Consider the following 24,890-nt stretch of genomic DNA (forward strand, 5'->3'; position numbering starts at 1 on the left):
CAGTTTTTTATGTAGTGTGGAACCGCTTTAACAGCGCCACAAAAAGATTTTACCAGACTTTATACAAGCTGGCAAACCTTTTATGCCCTTCTTTTTCCAATGTATTTCGCAATTCCTTTAAGCGTCTGCTTGGCACGGCTGTTCGGTAGATGTTCCAGGGCTTGATGCGCTTTCTTTAAGTAACGGTCACTTAACTCTAAAGACTTTTCAATGGAACCGTTATCTCTAATTTCACTGATGACTTCAGCGAAATCTTCAGACGAAGGATCTTCCTTTAGAAAAATACTTACAAGATCCGACTTAAGTTCCTCATTCTTTAAAGAGTATAGAACAGGCAAGGTAATATTGCCCTGAATTAAATCACTTCCTGCTGGTTTTCCCAGTTCTTTCTCCGAAGCAGTAAAATCTAAGACATCATCTATTATTTGATAAGACATTCCAACATAATAACCATACCGATGTAAAGCCTTTTCCTCCGCTTTCGTCACATTAGCAGCAATAGCACCCATCCGGCAGCTTGCAGCAATTAAAATAGCTGTCTTCCTTTTTATTCTTCTCAAATACTGTCGGACATTTTGTTCCAGGTTATATTTATCTTTAATTTGTTCGATCTCACCTAAACAAAGCTCGACCATAGTTTCAGCCAATACTTGATGGGCTAATGGATTTTCAATTTTTGTGAGATTTTCCAATGAACGAGCGAATATGTAATCACCAGTATACATGGCAATACGGTTATCCCATTTTGACTTGATCGTGGGCTCTCCTCTTCTTAATTCAGCTTCATCAATTACATCGTCATGAACAAGAGAAGCAGTATGAATGAGTTCAAGAGAAACTGCAACAGCCTTCATCCGGTCCAGTTGGTAGTCTCCAAATTTACCTGCCAGAAGTACAAACACGGGTCGAATTCTTTTGCCGCCTGCGTTCAATAGTTGACTTGAAGCTTCTCGCAGGACGGGATTATCAGATTTAATCGTTTCGTTGACCTCTTCTTCAATTGCTGCTAAATCTTGTTTTAGAAAGGAATAAATCATTGCCAGTTTCATTGTCTTCATCCTCAATTACGATGGTTTCTCGCCCATGTGCATAGCTGCTGCACCGCCTGTGTAAGATTTTACTTGTATGTTAACCAGTCCTGCTTGCTTAAAGAGATCAGTTAGTTCACCTTTTCCGGGAAAGTCTTTAGCCGATTCATGAAGCCAGCTGTACTCGTTATAACTACGAGCAAAAAGTTTACCAAATACAGGCATTACATATTTGAAATAAAAATAATAAAGCCGTTTGAATACCGGGTTTGTAGGCTGAGAGGTCTCTAAGCAGACTACTTTCCCGCCTGGTTTAACAACCCGTTGCATTTCTTCTAATACTTGTAGATAATCAGGTACGTTTCTTAATCCAAATCCAATCGTCACATAATCGAATTCGTTGTCTTCAAAAGGGAGACTCATTGCGTTCCCTTGCTGAAATTCGACATGCTTTAAACCTGAACCCAGCTTCTTTTTTATAGCAACAGACAACATGTTCACGCTAAAATCAATTCCGATCACCCTGCCTGTGGCCCCTGTCTGATTCGCTAATGACATTGTCCAGTCTCCGGTCCCGCAGCATACATCCAGGGTGGAGGAGCCTTTTTTTACCTCCATACGTTTCATAACGTCATTTCTCCACAGCCTGTGCTGCTGGAAAGATATAATTGAATTCATTGTGTCGTAACGATTGTAAATCTTCTCAAATACATGATGTACACGTTCCTCTTTAGACTGTTGCTGCATTTCTTACCCTTCCTCTGCCAGATGTGTTTTGTAAAACCGCTGATAAATGGCTGTATCGATATAATTCTTTAACCAGTTGAAATGGATTGGCAGATGAGAAGCTGTAACTTCTAATTTAGTAATCTGCTTATGGATTAACTGTTCTATACTGTTTAGAAGCTGTCCACTCGCATCGAAAAATTCAGGCTGGCGGATTAAAGACTCTATGACCGGTGAGAAACGCCCTTCTTCGTAACTGGCTTTCTCCTCCAGCAGCCTTTTAGCAAACAACCATTCTCCAGCCATGTCATTAATCGCAGGCTTCTGAACGTGCTGTGCGACACGCTGTATAAGCAGTGACTCAATTTTCTTTAACGAAGTGAAAAACTCGTGAAAAGATTCTACATCCTTATAATACAAATCCATCTTTAGTTCATTGATTTCTTTTATAGCTCCAGCCAGTACTCTCACCATAGGAATGTCATTTAACTGAGCCAACACAAAATAGTACAAACCGCTGTAGTAGTCACCAGCAAGCACTGTCAGCTGTCTTGTCCGCACCGTTTCGTGCTCATCATCTTCATCTGATAAAGTAACGAGATCATGCGTGTCAAGGGCGATTTGCACCAGCATAGTCGTAACTATATACTTTTCTTTTTTGAATGCAGGAAGAGCAGTGTGATCCATTAAAGATATCAATATAGCCAGCTTGTCTTCATCGATAACAGGCTCTGCTATATATTTAGCCAAAAAAGGATGGCGAACCTTAGCAGCTATTGTAGCTTTTATTTGATCAATATGCATATCTGATGGATTCACCTTTCATCACCTAATCCCTTTCCTCCGCACATCTAAAATACAATTATTATAGCATAAAGCCTGGCATTATGCTGCTTATGTAATCGGCAGAGATGCTTACTCTGCTTCATTCTTCATTTCACCATGACTCGTTTGAATCACAGCTTTACCTCTTACTTTAACAGCAGAGGTATGTTCAGTAAACTGGGCAATCATCACTTCATTTCGGTCCAGCTTTTCTGAATGATGAAAACGGGTATCGGTACCGCGTGTAAGCCCGATTACATTTACTCCGTCTTCAAGAGCCTTAATCACAAAAAAATCATTATCTGAAGCAGCCATTTACAGAACTCCTTTCCATTACCTTTACTATCTCTTATACATTTTATTATGTCAAAAATTCTAATTATTTACCATTGAAAAAGGGGTGCTTTTAAAAGCACCCCTTTTTAGCCCTATGTAGCTATTATTTAACAGCATCTTTAAGGGCTTTACCAGGTTTGAAAGCAGGAACTTTGCTCGCAGAGATTTCGATCTCTTCACCTGTTTGTGGGTTACGGCCTTTACGTGCCGCACGTTCACGTACTTCAAAGTTACCGAATCCAATCAATTGTACTTTTTCACCATCTTTTAGTGAATCCATGATAGATTCGAATACAGAATCAACCGCTTGTGTTGCGTCTTTTTTAGAAAGCTCAGCTTTCTCAGAAACTGCATTGATCAGGTCTGTCTTGTTCATGACATTCACCTCCTTCCGAGAAGGTTGGTCTTTTAAGTGATGCTTCATTCACTTAAAGTGCCTCATATAAGCCATCAACATGTGATGACAAGCCTTATATTAAACGACTTTGATACTAAATTCAATAGAGAATACTTATAGAATGCCTATTTCTAGCCATTCTTCCCCGTTTTCGGAAGTTATAACCTCATTTTAGCAGAAAATTTTCATATTAGATTAAAAGCGCCAAAACCTTGATATATCAACGTTTTGGCGCTTTTAATAAATATTTTCTTCATTTTACTTGTTTACATAAATATATGAGAAAAAAATTTCTAGTATTTTTTATAAAAAAAATTAAAACGGCCCGATTAGGAGCCGTTATAAAATGATTGCAATCATTCCGCCTGAACCTTCATTAATGATTCTTTCTAATGTTTCTTTTAATTTATAGCGGGCATTTTCCGGCATAAGTGACAGTTTGGCCTGAATACCTTCTCTTACGATGGAACTAAGTGAACGGCCAAATATGTCTGAGTTCCAAATAGACAGCGGGTCTTCTTCAAAATCCTGCATTAAATAACGCACTAATTCCTCACTTTGTTTTTCGGTCCCTATAATAGGTGAAAATTCCGACTGAACATCCACTTTTACCATGTGGATTGAAGGTGCTACAGCCTTTAACCTTACTCCAAACCTGGAGCCCTGGCGGATAATCTCAGGTTCATCAAGCGCCATATCTTCAAGCGATGGTGCAGCAATCCCATAACCTGTTTGTTTCACCATCTGTAAAGCATCCGCTACCTGGTCATACTCTCTTTTCGCATGTGAAAAATCCTGCATTATTTCCAGAAGATGATCCTTCCCTCTGATTTCTTCCCCTACGATCTCTTTTAATACGTGGTCATATAAATAATCCGGAGCCTGTAAATCAATCTCCGCAATTCCTTCCCCTAAATCCATTCCTGAAATGTGTGCTCCATTGATATGTTCATACTGATCAAAGTTTCCGATTACCTGGTCTACATCACGTAAACGTTTAATATCCTGAACTGTTTCTTCTATGGCTGTTTGTAAGTGTTTTCGCAGCCAGTGCCGTGAATCCAGAACCATAACCCAGCTAGGGAGGTTCACATTAACTTCAAGTACAGGAAACTCAAACAATGCTTCTCTCAAAACATTGTGAACGTCCTGCTCCCTCATACTTTCTACAGATAACGCAAGGACAGGTATATCGTATTTTTCCTGAAGCTGCGATCTTAAATTTTCAGTTCGATCACTATGAGGCTGAGCCGAATTCACTACCATTATAAACGGCTTTCCAACTTCTCTCAGCTCTTCAACAACTTTTTCTTCTGCTTCAACATAATCTTCACGTGATATTTCACCAATGGTTCCATCAGTCGTTACTACAATGCCAATTGTAGAATGTTCCTGTATAACCTTTTGTGTGCCGATTTCAGCAGCTTCATGAAAAGGAATAGCCTCTTCATACCATGGTGTATGAATCATCCTCGGACCGCTTTCATCCTCATATCCTACAGCGCCGTTCACAGCATATCCTACACAATCGACCATCCGCACACGTACATCTAAATGTTCATCAAATTGAATTGTGGCCGCCTGGTTTGGTACAAACTTTGGTTCCGTGGTCATAATGGTTTTGCCAGCCGCACTTTGAGGCAGCTCATCCATAGCTCTTTCTCTTTCGGAATCATCCTCCATATTTGGAATAACAACTAATTCCATGAACTTTTTTATAAATGTAGATTTTCCAGTCCGAACCGCACCCACGACTCCCAGATAAATATCTCCGTTCGTTCTCTTGGAGATATCACTGAAAATATCAACCTTTTCCAAAAGATCCCCTCCCAGATAAAATTCACAAATTACAAGCTTGGACACTCTCATTCTATGTCATCACCCCTTACAAATATGCTTGAATTCATCAAGTTCTAAAAACTTCGCAGGGAGCGGACAAGAAAAATCCCTTTATCCAGTTAAGGATAAAGGGAGATAACATTTAAGATTCTGCTTCCATAAAAACAGGTTCTCCGTCTTCTATTGTGTAAGCAGGAGAGTATGCGGGAGCAAAAGGTGTATAGTCAGTCAGGAGGTAGCGGATATCATCCCCTTCTTCATAGGAGTGTTCCTCCTCCTCCAATAATCTGTAGAGTTCTTTACGATAATCCACAAGCAGCTCTCCCCGTTCGTTAATATACACAGGGAGCTGTTGTTCTGAATAAGGGCTGTCTATGGTAGGAGCACTTTCCAGCCCCATTTCTTCATACTTTAAATCGTACACCCCTTTTGCTACTTTATTATTTAAGGGCGGGTATTCATTTTCATTCTCATAAAAGTCTACTTTCAACTGCAGGGAACGCAAAGCTTCCGTAGTCCTCAAATCGACTACTTTCACTTCTGCTTCCTCATCAGGATTAATAATTATATATTGATAATGGCCCCCATTTTCAAAGGAGTTTCCCGGTGCTTCTCCCATCAGACCACTTTCCCTAAGTTTTGAGAAATCCAGAGGGTACTTCAGGAATGGAGGAGTGTCTTCGTCTTTTGTTTTAATGGGGAGTAAACCCGATTCCTGTTCCTGATATTGGGAGACAGAAGCTTGTACTGATTTTAACTGTTCTTGATTTGTTGGGTTGTTTTTCTTCATTTCTGACTGGGGATAAAGACAGCCGCTTAATATAAACAGGAGTATTGGCACACTTAACAATTTTAATATTCTCATGCTGATCCTCCTTCTAACCTGTTGGCCCGCTAAATACGATATACAATATAATCAGGCCCCCAAAGATCATAAATAAATACGCAAATACCGCAGTGATAATAGATAGCAAACCTGATAGCTTAAAACGGCTCAGGTAGATTAACCCTGTGGCGAGAAATAAAGAAATAATACCTGCAAAGGATATGTACATTTTTAACATCGCTACTGACATAAAAAACTTCCTCTCTCCTATGATCCCATTCAACACGTTGGTATTATACCACAGGTGATTAGTCTTAAGAAGCCAAAAAAAATCCGGAGCCATTATGCTCCGGTCGACTAAATAATTCCCGTTCACAGCTCATACGTATTAATTGCTACGGATTATAGTATGCGCAATTTTGGAGGACTGTCTCCTTAAAACGCCTACATATGCTTAACCTTTAAAGTATTTACTTAACGTATTCATATCCATAGGTAAATTTTGGTTTACGATTGCCTCAACAATTTTATCCTCTTTTTGCTTGGAAACCGGCTTGTTAGCCACACGAGCTAATTGTCTTACTAAACGTCTTACCACTTTTTCATCGCTGAAATCGGCATTTTTCACTGAGTCAGCTACTTTATACACGTCATCGGGATTAATATTTGCTTTATTCTGCAAATGATCAAAAATATTTTTTTGAAAATTACTCACTGCTATTGACCTCCTCGTGCAATTTGTTCTTGGTAGTATATGCACGAGAAGATTAATGTGTTAGTTGTTCATTTGATCATCCAGTATATTTGTTAAGTCTTCCATTTCATGACGCCGGATACGGGTCATTAGCTGAGTGACTACGTCTCTTGGATCTGCATCTTCAAATAAAATACGGTAAATTCCTGAGGTAATCGGCATGTCCACTTGCTGCTTTTTAGACAATTGATAAGCGGCCTTAGTTGTTCTTACTCCTTCTACAACCATTCCCATTTCTTCGAGCACCTGATTTAAATCGGCTCCTTTGCCGAGTTTATTACCGGCTCTCCAATTACGGCTGTGAGGACTGGTACACGTAACAATCAAGTCCCCAATTCCTGTTAAACCTGAAAAAGTCAGCGGGTTTGCTCCCATGGAAGTGCCAAGTCTGGCGATTTCAGCCAAGCCTCTTGTAATCAAAGCGGCTTTTGCATTATCCCCAAAACCCAAACCATCTGATATTCCCGCACCGAGTGCTATAATATTTTTCAGTGCTCCTCCCAGCTCCACTCCTACTAAGTCAGGTGACGTATATACCCGGAATTTCTCGTTAATAAAAAGATCCTGTACAGTAGCAGCGACATTGAGGTCCTTCGAGGACACAGTTACGGTCGTAGGATGCTTTAAACTGACTTCCTCAGCATGGCTAGGACCTGAAAGCACAACAATATCCTTATAGAATTTGTCCGGTATTTCTTCGGCTATAATTTCAGAAACGCGCTTATAAGTTTCTGGTTCAATCCCTTTTGCAGCATGGGTAATCGTGACTTTCTGATTTAAATAACCTACTAATTCCTTACACACTTCACGAACAGCCTTGGTAGGTACTACGAGCACAATGTGATCCGCTTCAGCTGTGACGCTTTTCATATCTGAGCTCGCGTGGATTGAAGAGGGTATTTCTATTCCTTTTAGATATCTTTCATTTGTATGGTTTTCGTTAATTTCAGCTGCATGCTGTTCACGATGAGACCATAAGTAAACATCGTTTCCATTATCAGCCAACACAATCGCCAGGGCAGTTCCCCAGCTCCCAGCACCTAAAACCGCTACTTTTCCCATGTCCAATTCTCCTCTCACTCTAACTTCGTTTTCTTGCAATAATCTTAATTGGAGTCCCTTCAAAGCCAAATGCTTCCCGTATCCGGTTCTCAAGAAAGCGTTCGTAAGTAAAATGCATAAGTTCGGGTTCATTAACAAATACCACAAAAGCCGGTGGTTTAACCGCGACTTGAGTAGCATAAAATATTTTCAGTTTCTGCCCTTTAATGGATGGGGCAGGATTCATAGCAAGCGCATCCATAATTACTTCGTTTAAAATATTAGTTTGTACTCTTCTTGCGTGATTCTCACTTGCTTCAATTACCTTTGGAAGCAGAGTATGTGTCCGCTTTTTAGTTTTTGCAGATAAGAATGCAATGGGAGCGTAGTCTAAGAAGCGGAAATTTGAGCGCACGTCATCTTCAAACTCTTTCATAGCTTTCTCACTTGATGCCACAGTATCCCATTTATTCACAACAATTATCACTGCTTTACCTGCTTCATGAGCGTAACCAGCTATTTTTTTATCTTGTTCCTGTATGCCTGTTTCAGCGTCAATTAAGCTTAATACGACATCAGAGCGCTCAATCGCTTTTAATGCTCTCATAATGCTGTATTTCTCTGTCGCTTCATAAACTTTTCCTCTTTTACGCATCCCTGCAGTATCGATAATAATAAAATCCCGGTCATCCTTGGAAAAAGGAGTATCAATCGCATCTCTTGTCGTACCGGCGATATCGCTTACAATTACTCTCTCCTGTCCCAAAATACTGTTCACAAGTGAAGATTTTCCTACGTTGGGTCTGCCTATTAAGCTGAACCGAATAATATCATCATCCACTTCCTCTACATCACGCTCAGGAAAATGCTTGACTACTTCATCAAGCAAATCCCCAAGTCCTAATCCGTGAGTTCCGGAGATCGGATGAGGTTCACCGAATCCTAATGCATAAAATTCGTAAATATCTTCTCTCATTTCAGGATTATCTACTTTATTTACAGCAAGTACAACCGGCTTATTTGACCTAAATAGAATTTTAGAAACTTCTTCGTCTGCTCCGGTAATCCCATCTCTGCCGTTTACCATAAATACAATAACGTCGGCTTCATCTATAGCCACTTGCGCCTGAGCCCGCATTTGTACTAATAGAGGTTCATCCCCAAGTTCAATACCACCTGTATCAATTAAATTAAACGTTGTATTTAACCATTCTGCTTCTGCATAAATACGATCTCTTGTTACTCCAGGTGTATCTTCAACTATGGAGATACGATCACCTACGAGCCGGTTAAATATAGTGGACTTGCCAACATTGGGCCGCCCTACTATAGCAACTATTGATTTTCGCATGAAAGGATCATCCTTCCCCTGTCTATTTACTCAGTCATCTGTCGATTTATTTTGAATATAAAAAAATACTGCTTTTCCATGGAATGGCTAGTCCAAGCATTCTTCCATAAGAACAGCAGAAATGACCTAACTTTATTATATTAGCAAATTCCTTGACATTATACAATCGGTTTTTGATGAAGTACCGCCCTACGCGAATAATCTCTTTTTCCGTTTTAATTTTAGAGAGGATTTCCTAAGGTGGGCGATACCATTTATAATTAAAATGACTATGATTCCTTTTAACATTACTTTCTGTTCGTATATATAATCAGGCATATAATCCAAGAACAAGGCCCAGCTTACAAGCTTAGCGGCAAACCCTCCGAGGACATTCATAAGAAGCCAGAGACCCAGTTGACTGTTCAGGGAGAAATTTAAATAATTAACCAATATTAAAACACCAATAATCGCGACCTGAACTCCCGGGAATAAATACCACACAGGGTTACTTAGGAGAAATAACTGAAAAACCGCCCAAAAGCATGTGAACAACACCGGCCAAATGTGCTGTAACATGGGACGGGGTTCTGCCCACAAATAAATACCGAACAAAGCTTGAATTGAGAAAGAAAGCCAAAAAAGACTATCAATCTGTAAATACGTGGTAAGTATCATTTGAATTAATACATATATAAGTAAAGCCAGCTTTTTGTTTTTTTTAGAAGATAGGAAGAATGAAACAAGAATGACAACGATCCATGCATACCAATAGTAAACAGCCATAAATAATCTCTCCTTAATCACATTATGGCTGCTTAGGGATCATTATAAACCTATGATTATCTCTTTCGCTGTTCGATCCATTCTTTAGTTTCTCCGTGCAGTGTGAAAGGACAGTGCCTTAGTTCTGATATTTCCGTGGAATTTGTCAACATCATTACCATCTTCACTTCTTTTTTCACATGCTCTATTTGTTCAATGAGGCCGTCATACCCGTCTTCTATTAAAACCTTCAGCAAGCTGCCGGCCATCCCAAAAGCTTCTGCCCCAAGAACGAGTGATTTGGCCCCGTCCACGCCATTTCGGATGCCTCCTGAACCCAATATATGAAGATCCTCATCAAGGCGCCGCCCTTCGAGTAGTGACATCGGAGTAGGGATCCCCCAATTATTAAATGAAGCAAACGGCTTCTCTCTCCTCATATTTTCAACTTTTGAGAAGTTAGTTCCTCCTCTTCCAGCTACATCAATATAGCGAATCCCTGCGCCTATCAGGACGTTCATTGTTTCTGTAGACATTCCATAGCCAACTTCTTTTACTATAACAGGAACATCCACAATTTCAGCAATTGTTCCTATATTATGTAAGCGGCTGGAAAAATCCCGGTCACCTTCAGGCATAATCAATTCCTGAAGAGTGTTTAAGTGGATTTGCAGGGCATCGGCCTCAATCATATCAATTGCTGTCTTAGCCTGATCTAATGAAGCCTCGCTTCCTACATTTGCAAATATTGTTCCTTCTCTATTTTCTTTACGCACCACCTGGTAACTGGGGCGTTCTGATGAATCTTTAATAGCAGACATTTGAGACCCAACAGCCATCCCGATACCGGTTTCTGCTGCTGCTCTAGCTAAATCCCGGTTAATTCTTAATGTCCGATCTCCTCCGCCGCCGGTCATGGCATTTACAAAAATAGGAGAACTTAATGTAAGTTCTCCTACGTTTGTACCTAAATGAAGTTGATCAAAGTTTAAGTCGGTTAAACTTTGATGGATGATATTTATATCATCAAAGTGACTATAAATATCATGCTCGTGACCTAAAGCGTGGCGGATATGATCGAGTTTACGTTTAGCCCTCGACAAATCCATCACCGCCTGTTACTTCTTATACTTGTCTAACTGGTCCCCAATCATGTCACTAAGAGAGAAACCCGCGTTATCTTCTTCTTTTTCGTATTGTTTCACTTCATCTCTAGCTTGTTCACGTTCAAGCTCTTTCATACTTAGAGAGAGTCTTTTCGCATCTTCATCCACATCCAGCACTTTTACATTAACTGTCTGTCCCTCTTCCAGCACTTCGCCAGGGGTACCGATATGACGATTAGAGATTTGTGAAATATGAACAAGCCCTTCCACTCCAGGAAAAACCTCAACGAATGCCCCAAAGCTCACAAGACGGCGGACTGTTCCTTCGACCACTTCTCCTGACTGCACGCGACCGGCAATATCATGCCAGGGGCCAGGCTGCGTAGCTTTAAGAGACAGTGAAATTCTCTCATTATCACGATCTACTGAAAGTACCTTCACTTGGATTGTTTGACCTTCTTCTACCACATCTGACGCTTTCTCAACGTGTTCGTGAGAAAGCTGAGAGATATGTACAAGACCGTCTATACCTCCAAGGTTTACAAAGGCACCAAAATCCGTCAGTCTTTGTACAGTTCCTTCAATGACTTGTCCTTCTTCAAGTGATTGCAGAACTTCCTGCTTTTTAGAAGATTCTTCAGCCTCTACCACAGCGCGGTGTGAAAGAATGACGCGGTTTTGATCACGGTCCAGCTCCACAACTTTTAAGCTGAGTTCTTTACCTTTGTAATTTTCAAAATCTTCAACATAATAAGTTTCGACTAAGGAAGCTGGAATGAAGCCACGCAGACCAATATCAACCACAAGACCGCCTTTTACAACGTCTTTTACTTCAGCAGTAAAAGTTTCACCGCTTTCAAATTTATCTTCAAGATCCTGCCAGGCTTTATCAGCATCTACTGCCCTTTTAGACAGGACAATTTCGTCATCTTCCACCTTTTTCACTTGAAGTTTTAGTTCGTCACCTTCATTAACGACGTCTGAGGCTTTTTCTACATGCAGACTGGATAATTCACTAATAGGAACAATTCCTTCTACTTTATATCCTACATCTACAAGGACTTGTTTTTCTTCAATTTTCACGACTTTACCAGTCACGATATCCCCTGCAGAAAATTCTTTCATTCCTGATACTTCATGGTTCATTTCATCCATGCCAAGCTACCTCCTTCAATTTCCGACACAACCTAATTACAGAAATGCCCTTTTGTCTAACTTCTAATATTTGAAGCGGTTTGTCAAGTATTTACCCTTTTTTGCTATGAATTTTATGCAATTGTCTGATTTCTTCCATAATAAGGTCTGTGACGACCTTTGCAGACGCTTTTTCATCGCGGTAAGGCTGCAGATCAATTGGTTTACCGTATGCTACTTTTATCGGCTTAAACTTACGGTAAGGTCCAATGATTGCACACGGGACAATAGCCGCTTCTGAACGGAGGGCAAAGAATCCGGCTCCTGCCAGACCTTCACCTATTTCTCCATTCCTTTGTCTACTACCCTCTGGGAACAATCCTAAAGCATGATTTTGCTTAAGAATATCCAATCCTTTTCGCAGAGCATTACGGTCTCTCATTCCTCTTTTGATTGGAAAAGCGTGGACTCTTTTCAAAATTCCCCCAATCAGCTTGTTTTTAAACAATTCTTCTTTTGCCAAGAAGTAAATATTTCGATTATTTGTTATACCAACCACAGGAGGATCCAGGTTTGATATATGATTGCTGCATATAATTACAGGCCCTTGCTTCGGGATATTTTCACGACCCACTACTTTAATTCTGTAAAGCGGATATAAAATAATTGCACACAGAGTCTTCCCGAGTTTATATAAATTCACGCTTTACACCCTCCCGGATTTTACATTGCTGACTACGTCTATAATCCGTTCAACTACTTCTTCAATTGTCAGAGATGTGGTATCAACTTCAATTGCATCGTCTGCTTTAACTAGAGGAGCCGTTTCTCTTTGCGAATCTATTTCATCTCTTTTTCGAATATCCTCTATTAGCTCGTTTAAATCAGACGGAAATCCATTTTCAATATTCTCTTTATGACGCCGCTCCGCTCTTTCCTTTACGGAGGCGATCATGAAGATTTTTACTTCCGCATCAGGAATCACATGAGTCCCGATATCCCGGCCGTCCATCACCACGCCTCTCTGCTCAACTAATTTTTGCTGCCTGGCAACCATTTCTTCTCTAACTTTAGGATGTTTAGCAACATAGGAAACATTGGCTGTTACCTCATTTGTGCGGATCTCTTTGGTGACATCGATTGAGTTTATTATTACATGCTGCCCGTCAGTTTCCTGTACTAATTCAATTGTTGTTTCTTTAAGCAGTTTCTCAAGTGCAGATTCGTTATTAAGATCAATATGTTCTTGCAGAGCCTTTAAAGTTAGTGCACGGTACATAGCTCCGGTATCTATATATATATAGGATAATTGATTTGCTACTTCTTTTGCTACTGTGCTTTTACCTGCTGCGGCCGGACCGTCAATAGCTATGGCAAGTTTACGTGTCATCGTTCTTCCTCCAATTTACAATGCTACATACGAAAACGCACCTGATAAGAAAGCGCGTTTTTAAGTTACACGACTGATGCTTTGTCGTCTTTATGTACACCGTTATATTATATACTCGTAAAGAATAACATAAAAGATTATTTAATATCTATATAAACGTTATAGTCTTTTTCTTTTACGCATTTGCATCTGTTGCTCAAAACAATATTGAATAATAAGCTGCCTTCGTTTTTCGTTAATATTTATAAACTCTACGGAAACTGAATGGTTTCGGCTCCCTTTGACGGGAGCAGACCTCACAACTATTCCTGTCACTTCTACATAATGATACTTACCGGTACTCATAGGCAGAACCAGCATAAGGTTTACCTGCTGCTCCGGAAAAAGATTGATGTCGGGCGGTTCATAAATGGCCAGTCCTCCTCCGCTTAGATCTCTGGTAACCGACGTAAAGTGAATTTCCTTATCCTGAACTGCCACATCAATTGCTGTATCAACTCTGACAAACTGTCTTCTCTGAATACGGATCAGTTCTTCTTCTCCTGGAAACCTAAGCATCAGCACAGGAATTTTGCTCTTCCGCCTGGCCACCACTTCGGTTTCAAACCAATAAACAGACCCATCCTCCCCAAGAAAACTCGCTTGAAACTGCGTTCCTTCTAGAAAGAAGGCTGTTTTCTGAGTGTTCAGCTTTACAGGGTAATCAATATAAATATGATCCTGTGAATGATCAATTATTTTGCATTTAAATTTTTCCGCTTCTTCTCGTTTACTTTTAGATAATTCCAATGTTATAGAAGCACCAACTTTGAACAAGGGCATCCCTACTTTCCAACTCCATTTTTTCCAACAGGATAAGTTTTATTTTATTATCTCAAAAAATAGATAGGAACAAAAGACTGCGCCTATATAACCATACACTATAATCAAATTTTCGGTGTTAAAATAGCTTACAGGTAAAGAAATCTATTAACAAATGCGGGAGAAAGTAATGGGACTGGGACATAAGTAAAGCAGTGATGTCAAAAACGAACATTCGTATAAACGCAGATCATTAGCGTAGTCAAAATATGCAGACTCCTGTGGGAATAGCGCGAGCCGAAGATCCTGCAGGAAAGCGCTTTTTGCTTTCCGGGGAAGCTTAAGGACGTGCCCACTTAAAAGCGAAGTATTTTGACGGAGCGATGGTGTGAATTCTCTTTAACATAAAATAATCCGAACTGATCCCTACAGAATCATTCGGATTATTTTATGATTTATTCAGTTTTGTCCATCCTGATACCCACTTTATTAAGATACATCAACATCATATCTTGCTTCTTTTGTTTTTAAGGTTTCTACCTTTTCTTCATGTCCATTATCCGCATTAATAAATATACGATAGGTCTCATCATCTTTTGTGGTCAGGAATTCATAGCAGAGAATTGTTTCTTGTTCCTCATCTTCAATGACAGCCAAATGATTTTCCTGTACATCGAGGTTTGGATTAATCATTTCTTTAGCTTCATCCTCACTTAAGCCCGGCTCTTCCTCAATCGTTTCGTTTGGACGGCTGTAGTATTGAAGTGCATCTAAACCGAGCATTTCACCATTGTCTAATGCTACTTTTACTTGTACAGCACCTGGATAATACCTTACACCATCTTTTTTATAGACGAATTTAAATACACCTTCATTATCGTATTGATTACTTTCTACCATTTCCATGTCTTTTAATTCCAATTTATCTACATAAGTCTTCGCTTTTTCTGAGGCTTCATTTAAGCTTATTTTTGAATCTTCAACGTCTCTGCTTACCATTATGGTCAAAGGATACCCGCCCTGTTTGGTCATGTCCATATACCCGTTTCTTTCTTCATTATGGAAAGAGGCTGTGACTGTTGGGATATCGGCACCTTTTCCCGAGTTTGTAACGGTAAACTCATCGGGCTCCACTTTTCCAAACCAGTTTTGGGCAGACTTAATGGCTTCTTTCTTGGTAATTTCGTCTCCTTTTAAATGAGAAAGATCGTTTTCATCTGGTCTTGCACTTATACCTGTTTCCGCGTTCGTCTGCTGAAAGCCATCCATCGATTTTTCAACAGTTTCAAAGCCATTTATAATTGTATTATCGCCGGTCTCCTCGTTCGTGGCCAGCGCTAGTTCTACGTCCATCCACCTTAAATTATCCCTTAATACCATATTTTGAACTTTTCTCAATTCATTTTTTACGTCGCCTGACTGTTTATACAGCTCTTCTAACCCTGCGATTTCTTGATCTGACAGAGGTTCTTTATCAAGGTCTCTAATTGCAGTATCGTAAGCAAAATCTCCTATATCATACAAGAATTCTTCCGTTTTATTAAAAGGCATCAAGGTTAATGGCAGCTGTCCTACGTCAGAGCTCGCCTCCGATGTAAGTCTCCAAATCTCAGCCATTTGAGGAGAAAGCTGTTTACGTGAATTCATCGCCAGAGTCGCACCGATCTTATCATGAAGCGTATCTACGTCTGATGTTAATTCATGAAAAGCACGCTGATAACTATTCTCTGCCTGTATTAAAATCGCATTTTTATCCTGATGTTCTTTATATCCAAAAACAGCAAGCCCTACAATCGTAACAGTTAATAGTGTAATCGTAATCCATCGAAACATAATTCCACCTCCTATTTACAAAAGATATGTTTGCCAATTTTTTTAATTTGCGGCCGGGACCATATCCAGCCGGATGTTGCCGTGTTTGGATTAAAGTAATACGTAGCATTTCCAGATGGATCCATTCCGTTCAGGGCATCTCTTACAGCTCTTTCAGCGGTATCGTTTGGCTCAAGCCAGATTTGTCCGTCCGCTACAGCTGTAAACGCTCTTGGTTCAAAAATTACACCGGAAATTGAATTAGGAAAAGTAGCACTTTCTACTCGATTTAGAATCACAGCTGCTACTGCTACCTGCCCTTCATAAGGTTCCCCTCTTGCCTCACCATACACAGCATTTGCCATTAGCTTGATATCATTTTGTGAATACCCTCCAGGTACATTGACCGCAGTAGGTTCCGAAGGTGCTGCTTGTTCTCCTCCACCGCCTTGACCCTGCTGCTGACCTCCACCCTGTCCCTGGCCGGCTTGCTGACCGCCTCCACCTTCATTTGAAGGGAGATATTGTTCATAGCCTTTTGAAGCTTTCACCAGCTTTTCTTTCATCTGCGGTCCTGCTAAACCGTCAATATCCATGCCAAACTCATATTGAAAATTCCTTACCGCCCAATAGGTACTCCAGCCAAATACTCCATCCACTTCTTTGCTGTAAAATCCCAGATGTTTTAGTCTCGCTTGAAGCTCTATTACATCCTGACCTACAGCACCTTGTTGGATAACCTGATTCGTAAAAGCGTGAACTTTCCTGCCATCATTTATTTCAGGCACAGGTATTATAAGAAGCGATAATAGTAAAGCAAACATTACAATATTCTTCCAAGCCATATGTTCTACACCCCTGACGCATCTTTTTGTTTATAGAGGTAGTTTTGTTCAAATAGATAACAATATACATAAAGATATAAAAAAAGCTGCCCTTCATAAAGGCAGCTAGCGTTCAAAATTTGAAGTTAGTAAGTCGTCGTGGTGCTTATTGGCTAATTTAATTTTACGTACACCAATCCACCACAAGATAATCATAAAAGGAATGACAAGATACAGCCATATTGAGGTCACAATAAAGTAATCATATAAACTATGTAAAATGAAAGGAATGATTAGTGCTAATGAGATGGACAGCTGCTTAGATTGAGGAGAGAACTTAGCTTTTCCCATGTAATACCCCATGATCAGCCCAAATAAAGCGTGTGAGGACACAGGAAATACAGCTCTCAGCAGGGCAATTTCAATTCCATTGGCAAATAAATAAAGGATATTTTCAACTGTTGCGAAGCCAAGACTTATGGCAACTCCATAGATAATTCCATCATAATGATGATCGAAATCAGCATGTCGATAGGCTACAAATAATAAGAAAAACCATTTAAAAAATTCTTCCAGTAATCCAGCTAAAATGGTTGACTTCATCAACGGTGACTGGAATATACCTTCACTTTCAAAAGCATATTGAATAAACATGAGAGGGAAGACTAATATAGCTCCTAATATAAACATCCTAATGATTAAAGGAAGAGGCTCAAGCTCTATCCTTTTACTTAAATATATAAAAGTCATTAGAGCAACCGCTGGTGCGACAGCGGCCGTCAAGATTGCCAATATTGATTCCCCCCTCTCTTTCTTTCCGCTAAAATTCATCGTATCATGGAAAGGGAAGAAAAGGAATATTTGAACGTACAGGAGGACAATATGAAAACGATTTTAATTATACATACCGGCGGTACAATTTCAATGAAAGAGAACAAAGAAACAGGGGAAGTTAATACCAGTGGCCAGCATCCGATGAGGGAAATCTCAACTTTCTTAACCCAAAGCACGAAAGTTGAAGAGGAAATTCTCTTTTATCTACCATCGCCACATATCCGTCCTGACCATATGCTTACGTTGGGTCAGTATATTCATGAAAAACTAGCTGTACGTCAATACGACGGCATTGTAGTTACTCACGGTACAGATACCCTTGAAGAGACAGCTTACTTCTTAGATTTATTTTTGCAAACAAGAAAACCAGTGATTGTAACAGGGGCTATGAGATCGAGCAATGAAATTGGTGCAGATGGGCTTTACAATTTAATGAGCAGTATAAAAGTAGCCAGTTGTGATGAAGCCCAGGACAAAGGCGTGCTGGTAGTAATGAATGATGAAATTCATACTGCTCGTAATGTGACGAAAACATCTACTAGTAATGTAGCTACATTCCAAAGCCCTCAGTACGGACCAGTAGGTATTACAACAAAAAGGGACGTGTTTTTTCATCATAAGACGACCAGTTTCGATTCATACCCCATTCAGCAGCTGACAAAAAAAGTAGCTCTGATTAAAGCTTATGCAGGAATGGATGGCACGATTATTGAAGCCGTGTGCGAAAGCGGAACTGATGGAATAGTGATAGAAGCTTTAGGACAAGGTAATCTTCCTCCAGAAACGATTCCCGCTTTAAAAGAAACGATTGATAAGGGGATTCCTGTTGTCCTTGTTTCAAGATGTTATCAAGGAGTGGTCCAGGATACTTATGCCTATGAGGGAGGCGGGAGAAAACTTAAAGAAATGGGGGTAATCTTTGCTAACGGCCTCACCGGCCCTAAAGCAAGAATTAAACTGATGGTTGTTCTTGAAATGACGAATAATCCGATAGAGCTGAGCCCGATGTTCAGTTATTAATTAAAAAGTATAGTACTCTGCTTCTTGAGCTTGTAGAGTAATCCGCGGTTTACTGGAAGTTTTTTAATATAAGTATTGGCAAGGTCCTTGCTCCCCTGTAGTTGCTTAGTTAATAAAAGAGTCTCCTGTACCTGGCTCACTTTGGCCAGATACAGGAGACTCTTCTTCGTTCCAGTAAACGAGCCATCAATAATGATTGAGCAACAGCCACCGAAGATGGTCTTGTATCATAAAAATTTTATTGTTTTTTGTTTTTGTTCACATTGCTGCTACTTATGTCCCTGCTTCTTCTTTTTCCTTGATAGACCGAGCGATCTGTCCTCCGTGGAATCTTCCGTTCTCTATAAATATCTCATTATTGTTATAACCAGCTGCGATAACTCCAGCGATATAAATATGCTCAATATTAGTTTCCATAGTATTGTCATCAAAAGCAGGCCGACCAGTTTTCTGGTCCATTTCCACTCCCATAGAAGTCAAAAATTGATGATTAGGCCGGTACCCCGTCATAGCAAATACAAAATCATTCTTTACGGTTCTCTGCTCACCCTGACAAGTATAAATAACTTCATTCTCCGTAATTTCCTTAATATGAGCGCAAAATTCCATAGAAACTATTTCTTTTCTTACTAACGCTTCAAATTGCGGAAGGATCCAGGGCTTAATACTCTTGGAATAGTCTTCTCCTCTGTACAGTACAGTAACGTTTGCTCCTGCTTTAACCAATTCCAGAGTCGCGTCAGCTGCTGAATTTTTACCGCCGATCACAACTACATTTTTATTAAAATAAGGATGAGCTTCCTTAAAGTAATGCATGACTTTATCTAAATTCTCACCTTTAACATTCAGAGGATTCGGCTGATCGTAATAGCCTGTTGCAGCCACTACGTACTTAGCTGAATACAAACTTTCGATCTTGCCGTTTTTTAAGGTGCGAACGATAAAACGGTCACCTTCTCTCCTGACATCAGTTACTTCCTCAAAAGAATGTATACGCAAGGTTTCTCTCTCTGCCACAGCACGGTAATAAGCTAAAGCTTCATTGCGAACCGGCTTTTGTCGTTCTGTTATAAAAGGTATCCCACCTACTTCTAGTTTCTCACTTGAACTAAAAAAAGTTTGATGGGTAGGGTAATGATAGATCGAATTAACCACGTTCCCCTTTTCTATAATTAATGCATGAATACCTAATTTCTTAAGCTCGATCGCTGCACTCATTCCGCATGGACCTGAGCCGATAATAATAACTTGTTCTTCTTGCACCTTTGTCACTCCTCTTAGTTACGACACTAACTTGTATAGACAATATAAAATCTCCTACCATTTAAATGATAGGAGATCTTATGTGGAGAATCAACCTATATCCATCCTCTAAACCTGGATGCTTCTGCCATTTTCCGTACCCCAACCATGTACGCCGCCAGCCTCATATCTACACGGCGGTTCTGTGCTGTTCTATAAACGTTATCAAAGCCTTTAACGATCACTTTGTGTAATTTTTCTTCAACTTCCTCTTCTGTCCAATAATACCCTTGATTGTTTTGCACCCATTCAAAATAGGAAACTGTAACTCCGCCAGCAGAGGCTAATACATCAGGAACGAGAAGAATTCCCCTGTCAGATAAAATTTTGGTAGCTTCTAAAGTAGTTGGTCCGTTTGCAGCTTCTACGACGATATCAGCCTTTATTTTCCCTGCATTTTCTTCAGTAATCTGGTTTTCGATAGCTGCCGGAACAAGAATGTCACAATCCAGTTCTAGAAGTTCCTGGTTAGTAATGGTGTTTTTAAACAGGTTGGTGACTGTACCAAAGCTGTCTCTGCGATCAAGCAAGTAATCGATATCGAGACCGTCAGGGTCATATAGTCCACCATGAGCATCAGAGATCCCTACTACGTTTGCCCCTTTATCATGCATGAACTTCGCCAGGAAACTCCCTGCATTACCAAATCCCTGGACTACTACCCTGGCACCTTCAATCTGAATCCCCTTCTTCTTCGCTGCTTCATCTATACATATAGTTACACCTTTGGCTGTCGCTGATTCACGACCGTGGGATCCGCCGAGCACTAAAGGTTTTCCTGTAATAAAACCAGGATTATTAAATTCGTCGATACGGCTGTACTCATCCATCATCCAAGCCATAATTTGTGAGTTTGTAAACACATCTGGAGCTGGTATATCCTTTGTTGGACCAACGATCTGGCTGATCGCTCTCACGTAGCCCCTGCTTACCCCTTCCAACTCTCTAAACGACATGTCCCTTGGGTCACAAACGATACCACCCTTGCCGCCGCCATAGGGAAGATCAACAATTCCTGCTTTTAAGCTCATCCAAATAGAAAGGGCTTTTACTTCCTTTTCAGAAACGTTAGGGTGGAAACGAACTCCGCCTTTTGTCGGTCCTACTGCATCGTTGTGCTGAGCTCTGAAACCCGTGAAAATTTTTATGGAATCATCATCCATTCTAACAGGAATTCTTACCGTCATCATTCGGACAGGTTCTTTTAACAGGTCGTATACTTCATTAGGATATCCTAATTTGTCGAGCGCCTTTTTTACCACCTTTTGAGTGGATTTTAAAACATCCAACTTACCATTTTGATCATTTGCATTGACGTCAGCTTTGTCGGCTACCATCGATTTACCTCCTATGTGAAACCATTCGCTTAGGGTGTTCTTTCAGTCAATAGTATACACGTAACGCACAGTTATGCAAAGCGAATTCACACCTTTATTTCCTATTTCATTCAAAAAATGAAAGCGATTACAATCACTTACTTTTATCTGGTAGTGATAAGGACACAAACCGCTCAACTAAATCATCATAACTCAACCCGACAACTTGTGCCGAATCCGGGAAGAGGCTCGTAGGTGTCATCCCAGGGAGTGTATTCACTTCTAATATAATAGGTATATTATTCTCATTAATAATAAAATCTACTCGAGAATAAACAGTGCAGCCTAATAATTGGTGGGCTAGAACTGCATAGCTTTGCAGCTGTTCTGTTAGTTCATCAGAGACTTTAGCAGGAACAATGTGCTCACTGCCTCCTGGCTTGTATTTTGAATCAAAATCATAATACTCACTTTTCGGAATAATCTCTATTACAGGTAAGGCTTCTTCTTCTCCCTCTTTTCCGACAACTGGAACAGTTACTTCTCTTCCCCCGACATACTCTTCTACTAATATAACAGAATCCGATGCAGAGGCGATTTCTATAGCTTTATCAATCTGCTTCTCTTCTTTAACAATCGTAAGACCCAGTGTAGAACCTTCCTGATTCGGCTTAACAACAAAAGGCGTAGAAAATTTTTCTTTCACTTTTCTTGCAATATGTGAATAATCGTTATACCTGCTTACTTCATAGGATTCACTAACAGCCGTAGGTATATTGTTCGCGGCAAAAATTTGTTTAGATTTCGCTTTATCCATAGCCAGTGCTGAAGAAAGCACCCCAGAACCGACGTAAGGAATATCAAGCATGTCTAGTAATCCTTGTATCCTGCCGTCTTCTCCAAAGCGGCCATGTAAGCCTATAAATACAAGATCCACTTTCAATCGGGTTAACTGATCAATCTTGCTAGGGTCAAAATCAATCCCGGTTACCTCATGACCTTTATTTTTAAGTGCTTGAATAATTCCTTTTCCCGTAGATAAGGATACTTCTCTCTCGCCGGAAACTCCTCCGTATAATACAGCAATTTTCAATGCAGACACTCCATTTCTCAGTCCAAAGTTTCACTTTATTTTAACACGTAATCAGGGCACCTTCTAATTTAATCAAATAAAAAGAACGAAAGCTGTTGCTTCGTTCCGGTTTTGTAAGATTATGGTGAAAAGTGCTCTTTTATCGTTTTCATAGCATTTTTCTTCATAATAGGTTGACCATATTCTATTAATCGGTGAGATGTCACCGCTGTTGCTGATGAGAATTCTGAGAGCAGTGCAATTACCTGTTCTGCATCTAAATGAAAAATGGCTTCATCATCCAGGACCATATAGTAATGCTCATTATAGAGGTAGACATCTCCTTCCTCTACATTCAAAGCATATAAGTGAAGGCCTGCCTGTATAATATCTTCAAACTCCTCGAAGGCAAAAATCATCTCTTTGCTTTCATCTAAAGTTACTTTCATTTCAATATACCCATCATCTTCATCAATTTCTTCTTTGGATTTGGTAACGACCACAAGCATTCCCTGTGCCTGTAGCAGATATACCTGGACGAGCAGCATTCCATTAAGTTCCACTCCAAGTTCAACTCCGGCGTCATACATCATATCACTAAACACACGGTGTACTCTCGGCAGATCGCTCCATAACTCTTCTTTTGTCAAGCCTCTGTCTAACAAATCATCAAAGGTTAAAAAGATTTTAAATTTCTCGTTAGACATTCTTTCGACTCGCATGTATACGCCCCCCTTTTGTATTAAGGATATCTGTTATCTATATCTTATGATGACCGCTCTAATTATGGCACTTTTTTTAGAATTATATCCACTATTCTCATTAGGGGCAATCTATTCTTAATTATTTATAAACTTTCCTTCAGCCATTGCTCCCATTCTTTTTTTGAATTTCCAACAAGATAAGGCTGCAGGCATTTTCTCTCTTCCTCTCGAAATGCTCTATAAATATCCCCACCAATTCCAATCTTAAGCTCCGGATGTTTCTCCTTTAATGATTCAACCAGACGAATACTCTTCGGAGTATTTATTTTGCTTGTACAGGATAAGAAAACAAAGGCCGGGTTAATTTCATCAATTACTCGTTCAATATCCCGCCAGGTAGTGGTTTGCCCTACATAAACGATTTCATAGCCTCGACTTTTTAAGGCGAACGCAAAGAAAAGCAGCCCTAATGTATGTTTTTCATCGGGACCGGGTAGGAGCAAAGCTTTAGACTTAAACCCTTCAACAGGCATGCTTAACAGCAACATTCCTATGCGGGATCTTAAAAAATTAACGGCAAAATGCTCATGCATACTTGTAATCTCTTTATTCTCCCGCATCGTCTCCACTTGTATAAGAAGTGGGCCAATTATGTCTATGAGTACCGTTTCTAATGTAAATAACCTTAAAGCTTCGTCAAGTTTACCCTGTGCCGTTCTCTCATCAAATGTCAGCAGGCATTGAAGGAACTTCTCCTTTGTGGTACTCAAGTGATTTCTTTTTTCTTTAGATTGTGGAGAAGAGGATACGTCTTCACTATCTTCCAGCAGGGAAACGGCCTGAGAGATTGTAAACCCTTCATTAACTTTGTCAACTAACCATTTTAGCGTTTGCAGGTGTTCGTCGGTGTACAGCCTGTGGCCCGCTTCATTGCGTGCAGGTCTGATAATTTGATACCTTCGCTCCCAAGCTCTCAGCGTACCGGCTGGAATTCCGAGCAGAGTTGATACAGCTTTAATATTGTACTTAGGTTTCGCATTTTGCATCAGATTTCCTCCACGATAAAGTGCTAGCTTAATTATAGTGTTTGATTAATTGCAGTGTAAAGTTTATATAGTCTTTGTACAAAAGGTACCTTAATTCTATTCCCATTCGAATAAGACAAACTGTTCAAACATATGGTGGAGGTATGACCATATAGAAAGGTGATGAGTATGTACACCCCTATTAAATGGTATCACCCTTATGCAAGTACAGCCGACCCATGTCCGCCTATTGAATGGAAGTATTATCAAACGCCTCCCAACCTTTATTTAGGGTTTCAGCCAACCGGCCTCCCCCAATTCCCTTTAAAAGAGGCCCTCTATAAAGGAACATTATGGCCGGTATTATTTGATCCTTATCCTGCTCCGATTCGAGGTGATGAACATTGAAGCCAAGTCAAGAGCAAATAGACCAGATGGAACAAATTCAGCAGGTGGATTTTGCAATAGTGGAACTTCAGCTTTATTTGGACACTCATCCCCAAGATTATAATGCTATCCAACAGTTTAATCAGCTGGCGGCTCAAAGTAAACAGTTAAAAGCACAATATGAACAACAGTTTGGCCCATTGACTCAATTTGGAGGCAGTTTCTCGTCTTATCCATGGAGCTGGAACGAGGCACCCTGGCCATGGCAAATGTAAATAACTTTATTAAGGAGGTGA

Annotated in this window: 28 protein-coding genes; 3 read left to right on the forward strand and 25 right to left on the reverse strand. The window is 40.1% G+C overall.

Annotated elements, in window-relative coordinates; translation table 11 throughout:
• Positions 1-80: 80 nt before the first annotated feature.
• The 20 genes from hepT to prsW form a co-directional block, all read right to left on the reverse strand.
• Entirely contained in the window at positions 81-1,049 is a 969-nt protein-coding gene (hepT, locus tag C1A12_RS11895) for a heptaprenyl diphosphate synthase component II (RefSeq protein WP_101844093.1), read from the reverse strand.
• A gap of 15 nt (positions 1,050-1,064) precedes the next feature.
• Positions 1,065-1,775 (reverse strand): demethylmenaquinone methyltransferase, encoded by a 711-nt coding sequence (locus C1A12_RS11900; RefSeq protein WP_101844094.1) that lies wholly within the window; start codon positions 1,773-1,775, stop codon positions 1,065-1,067.
• Between the two features lie 3 nt (positions 1,776-1,778).
• Positions 1,779-2,573 (reverse strand): heptaprenyl diphosphate synthase component 1, encoded by a 795-nt coding sequence (locus C1A12_RS11905; protein WP_235001590.1) that lies wholly within the window; start codon positions 2,571-2,573, stop codon positions 1,779-1,781.
• A gap of 96 nt (positions 2,574-2,669) precedes the next feature.
• Positions 2,670-2,894 (reverse strand): trp RNA-binding attenuation protein MtrB, encoded by a 225-nt coding sequence (mtrB, locus tag C1A12_RS11910; protein WP_101844095.1) that lies wholly within the window; start codon positions 2,892-2,894, stop codon positions 2,670-2,672.
• A 124-nt stretch (positions 2,895-3,018) separates the two neighbouring features.
• Positions 3,019-3,291 carry an HU family DNA-binding protein gene (locus C1A12_RS11915; protein ID WP_082233987.1) on the reverse strand — a complete coding sequence of 91 codons (273 nt, stop codon included), beginning with the start codon at positions 3,289-3,291 and terminating at the stop codon, positions 3,019-3,021.
• Positions 3,292-3,651: 360 nt separating this feature from the next.
• On the reverse strand, positions 3,652-5,130 hold the full coding sequence (gene spoIVA, locus C1A12_RS11920) for a stage IV sporulation protein A (RefSeq protein ID WP_101844883.1): 1,479 nt from the start codon (positions 5,128-5,130) through the stop codon (positions 3,652-3,654).
• A gap of 163 nt (positions 5,131-5,293) precedes the next feature.
• The gene (locus tag C1A12_RS11925; RefSeq protein ID WP_101844096.1) at positions 5,294-6,016 is read right to left on the reverse strand and encodes a hypothetical protein; all 723 of its coding nucleotides are present in this window, start codon (positions 6,014-6,016) and stop codon (positions 5,294-5,296) included.
• A 13-nt stretch (positions 6,017-6,029) separates the two neighbouring features.
• On the reverse strand, positions 6,030-6,227 hold the full coding sequence (locus C1A12_RS11930) for a DUF2768 domain-containing protein (protein ID WP_101844097.1): 198 nt from the start codon (positions 6,225-6,227) through the stop codon (positions 6,030-6,032).
• 204 nt (positions 6,228-6,431) lie between these two features.
• Positions 6,432-6,692 carry a stage VI sporulation protein F gene (locus tag C1A12_RS11935; RefSeq protein ID WP_101844098.1) on the reverse strand — a complete coding sequence of 87 codons (261 nt, stop codon included), beginning with the start codon at positions 6,690-6,692 and terminating at the stop codon, positions 6,432-6,434.
• A gap of 60 nt (positions 6,693-6,752) precedes the next feature.
• Positions 6,753-7,793 carry an NAD(P)H-dependent glycerol-3-phosphate dehydrogenase gene (locus C1A12_RS11940; RefSeq protein WP_101844099.1) on the reverse strand — a complete coding sequence of 347 codons (1,041 nt, stop codon included), beginning with the start codon at positions 7,791-7,793 and terminating at the stop codon, positions 6,753-6,755.
• Positions 7,794-7,812: 19 nt separating this feature from the next.
• Positions 7,813-9,123, reverse strand: a complete 1,311-nt coding sequence (gene der / locus C1A12_RS11945) for a ribosome biogenesis GTPase Der (protein ID WP_101844100.1) — start codon at positions 9,121-9,123, stop codon at positions 7,813-7,815.
• Between the two features lie 189 nt (positions 9,124-9,312).
• A complete protein-coding gene (locus C1A12_RS11950; protein ID WP_101844101.1) occupies positions 9,313-9,888 on the reverse strand; it encodes a hypothetical protein in 576 nt (191 codons plus the stop codon).
• A 56-nt stretch (positions 9,889-9,944) separates the two neighbouring features.
• Positions 9,945-10,976, reverse strand: a complete 1,032-nt coding sequence (gene fni, locus C1A12_RS11955; RefSeq protein WP_306417012.1) for a type 2 isopentenyl-diphosphate Delta-isomerase — start codon at positions 10,974-10,976, stop codon at positions 9,945-9,947.
• Positions 10,977-10,985: 9 nt separating this feature from the next.
• Positions 10,986-12,128, reverse strand: a complete 1,143-nt coding sequence (gene rpsA / locus C1A12_RS11960) for a 30S ribosomal protein S1 (protein ID WP_101844103.1) — start codon at positions 12,126-12,128, stop codon at positions 10,986-10,988.
• 91 nt (positions 12,129-12,219) lie between these two features.
• On the reverse strand, positions 12,220-12,810 hold the full coding sequence (locus C1A12_RS11965; protein WP_101844104.1) for a 1-acyl-sn-glycerol-3-phosphate acyltransferase: 591 nt from the start codon (positions 12,808-12,810) through the stop codon (positions 12,220-12,222).
• A 3-nt stretch (positions 12,811-12,813) separates the two neighbouring features.
• Positions 12,814-13,497, reverse strand: a complete 684-nt coding sequence (gene cmk, locus C1A12_RS11970; protein ID WP_101844105.1) for a (d)CMP kinase — start codon at positions 13,495-13,497, stop codon at positions 12,814-12,816.
• A gap of 159 nt (positions 13,498-13,656) precedes the next feature.
• The gene (locus C1A12_RS11975; RefSeq protein ID WP_159462188.1) at positions 13,657-14,313 is read right to left on the reverse strand and encodes a flagellar brake protein; all 657 of its coding nucleotides are present in this window, start codon (positions 14,311-14,313) and stop codon (positions 13,657-13,659) included.
• Positions 14,314-14,787: 474 nt separating this feature from the next.
• On the reverse strand, positions 14,788-16,131 hold the full coding sequence (gene ypeB, locus C1A12_RS11980) for a germination protein YpeB (protein ID WP_101844107.1): 1,344 nt from the start codon (positions 16,129-16,131) through the stop codon (positions 14,788-14,790).
• Between the two features lie 11 nt (positions 16,132-16,142).
• A complete protein-coding gene (sleB, locus tag C1A12_RS11985) occupies positions 16,143-16,934 on the reverse strand; it encodes a spore cortex-lytic enzyme (protein ID WP_373420468.1) in 792 nt (263 codons plus the stop codon).
• Positions 16,935-17,060: 126 nt separating this feature from the next.
• Positions 17,061-17,729 (reverse strand): glutamic-type intramembrane protease PrsW, encoded by a 669-nt coding sequence (gene prsW / locus C1A12_RS11990; protein WP_101844885.1) that lies wholly within the window; start codon positions 17,727-17,729, stop codon positions 17,061-17,063.
• A gap of 87 nt (positions 17,730-17,816) precedes the next feature.
• Between prsW and C1A12_RS11995 the strand changes: the two genes are divergently transcribed.
• On the forward strand, positions 17,817-18,788 hold the full coding sequence (locus C1A12_RS11995; RefSeq protein WP_101844109.1) for an asparaginase: 972 nt from the start codon (positions 17,817-17,819) through the stop codon (positions 18,786-18,788).
• Between the two features lie 273 nt (positions 18,789-19,061).
• On the opposite strand, the gene C1A12_RS12000 is transcribed toward C1A12_RS11995, so the two are convergent.
• The 5 genes from C1A12_RS12000 to C1A12_RS12020 form a co-directional block, all read right to left on the reverse strand.
• A complete protein-coding gene (locus C1A12_RS12000) occupies positions 19,062-20,051 on the reverse strand; it encodes a YpdA family putative bacillithiol disulfide reductase (RefSeq protein WP_101844110.1) in 990 nt (329 codons plus the stop codon).
• 95 nt (positions 20,052-20,146) lie between these two features.
• The gene (locus C1A12_RS12005) at positions 20,147-21,427 is read right to left on the reverse strand and encodes a Glu/Leu/Phe/Val dehydrogenase (RefSeq protein ID WP_101844111.1); all 1,281 of its coding nucleotides are present in this window, start codon (positions 21,425-21,427) and stop codon (positions 20,147-20,149) included.
• Positions 21,428-21,560: 133 nt separating this feature from the next.
• On the reverse strand, positions 21,561-22,499 hold the full coding sequence (locus tag C1A12_RS12010; RefSeq protein ID WP_101844112.1) for a D-alanine--D-alanine ligase: 939 nt from the start codon (positions 22,497-22,499) through the stop codon (positions 21,561-21,563).
• A gap of 119 nt (positions 22,500-22,618) precedes the next feature.
• The gene (locus C1A12_RS12015) at positions 22,619-23,200 is read right to left on the reverse strand and encodes a genetic competence negative regulator (protein WP_101844113.1); all 582 of its coding nucleotides are present in this window, start codon (positions 23,198-23,200) and stop codon (positions 22,619-22,621) included.
• Between the two features lie 125 nt (positions 23,201-23,325).
• Positions 23,326-24,228 (reverse strand): MerR family transcriptional regulator, encoded by a 903-nt coding sequence (locus C1A12_RS12020; protein ID WP_101844114.1) that lies wholly within the window; start codon positions 24,226-24,228, stop codon positions 23,326-23,328.
• Between the two features lie 168 nt (positions 24,229-24,396).
• Here C1A12_RS12020 and C1A12_RS12025 point away from each other — a divergent pair, with 168 nt between their 5' ends.
• Both C1A12_RS12025 and C1A12_RS12030 read left to right on the forward strand, forming a co-directional pair.
• Positions 24,397-24,615, forward strand: a complete 219-nt coding sequence (locus tag C1A12_RS12025; RefSeq protein WP_101844115.1) for a spore coat associated protein CotJA — start codon at positions 24,397-24,399, stop codon at positions 24,613-24,615.
• 26 nt (positions 24,616-24,641) lie between these two features.
• Entirely contained in the window at positions 24,642-24,869 is a 228-nt protein-coding gene (locus tag C1A12_RS12030) for a spore coat protein CotJB (RefSeq protein ID WP_101844887.1), read from the forward strand.
• Positions 24,870-24,890: the final 21 nt, after the last annotated feature.

The organism is Halobacillus sp. Marseille-P3879 (assembly GCF_900240285.1).
GTDB lineage: Bacteria > Bacillota > Bacilli > Bacillales > Halobacillaceae > Halobacillus_A.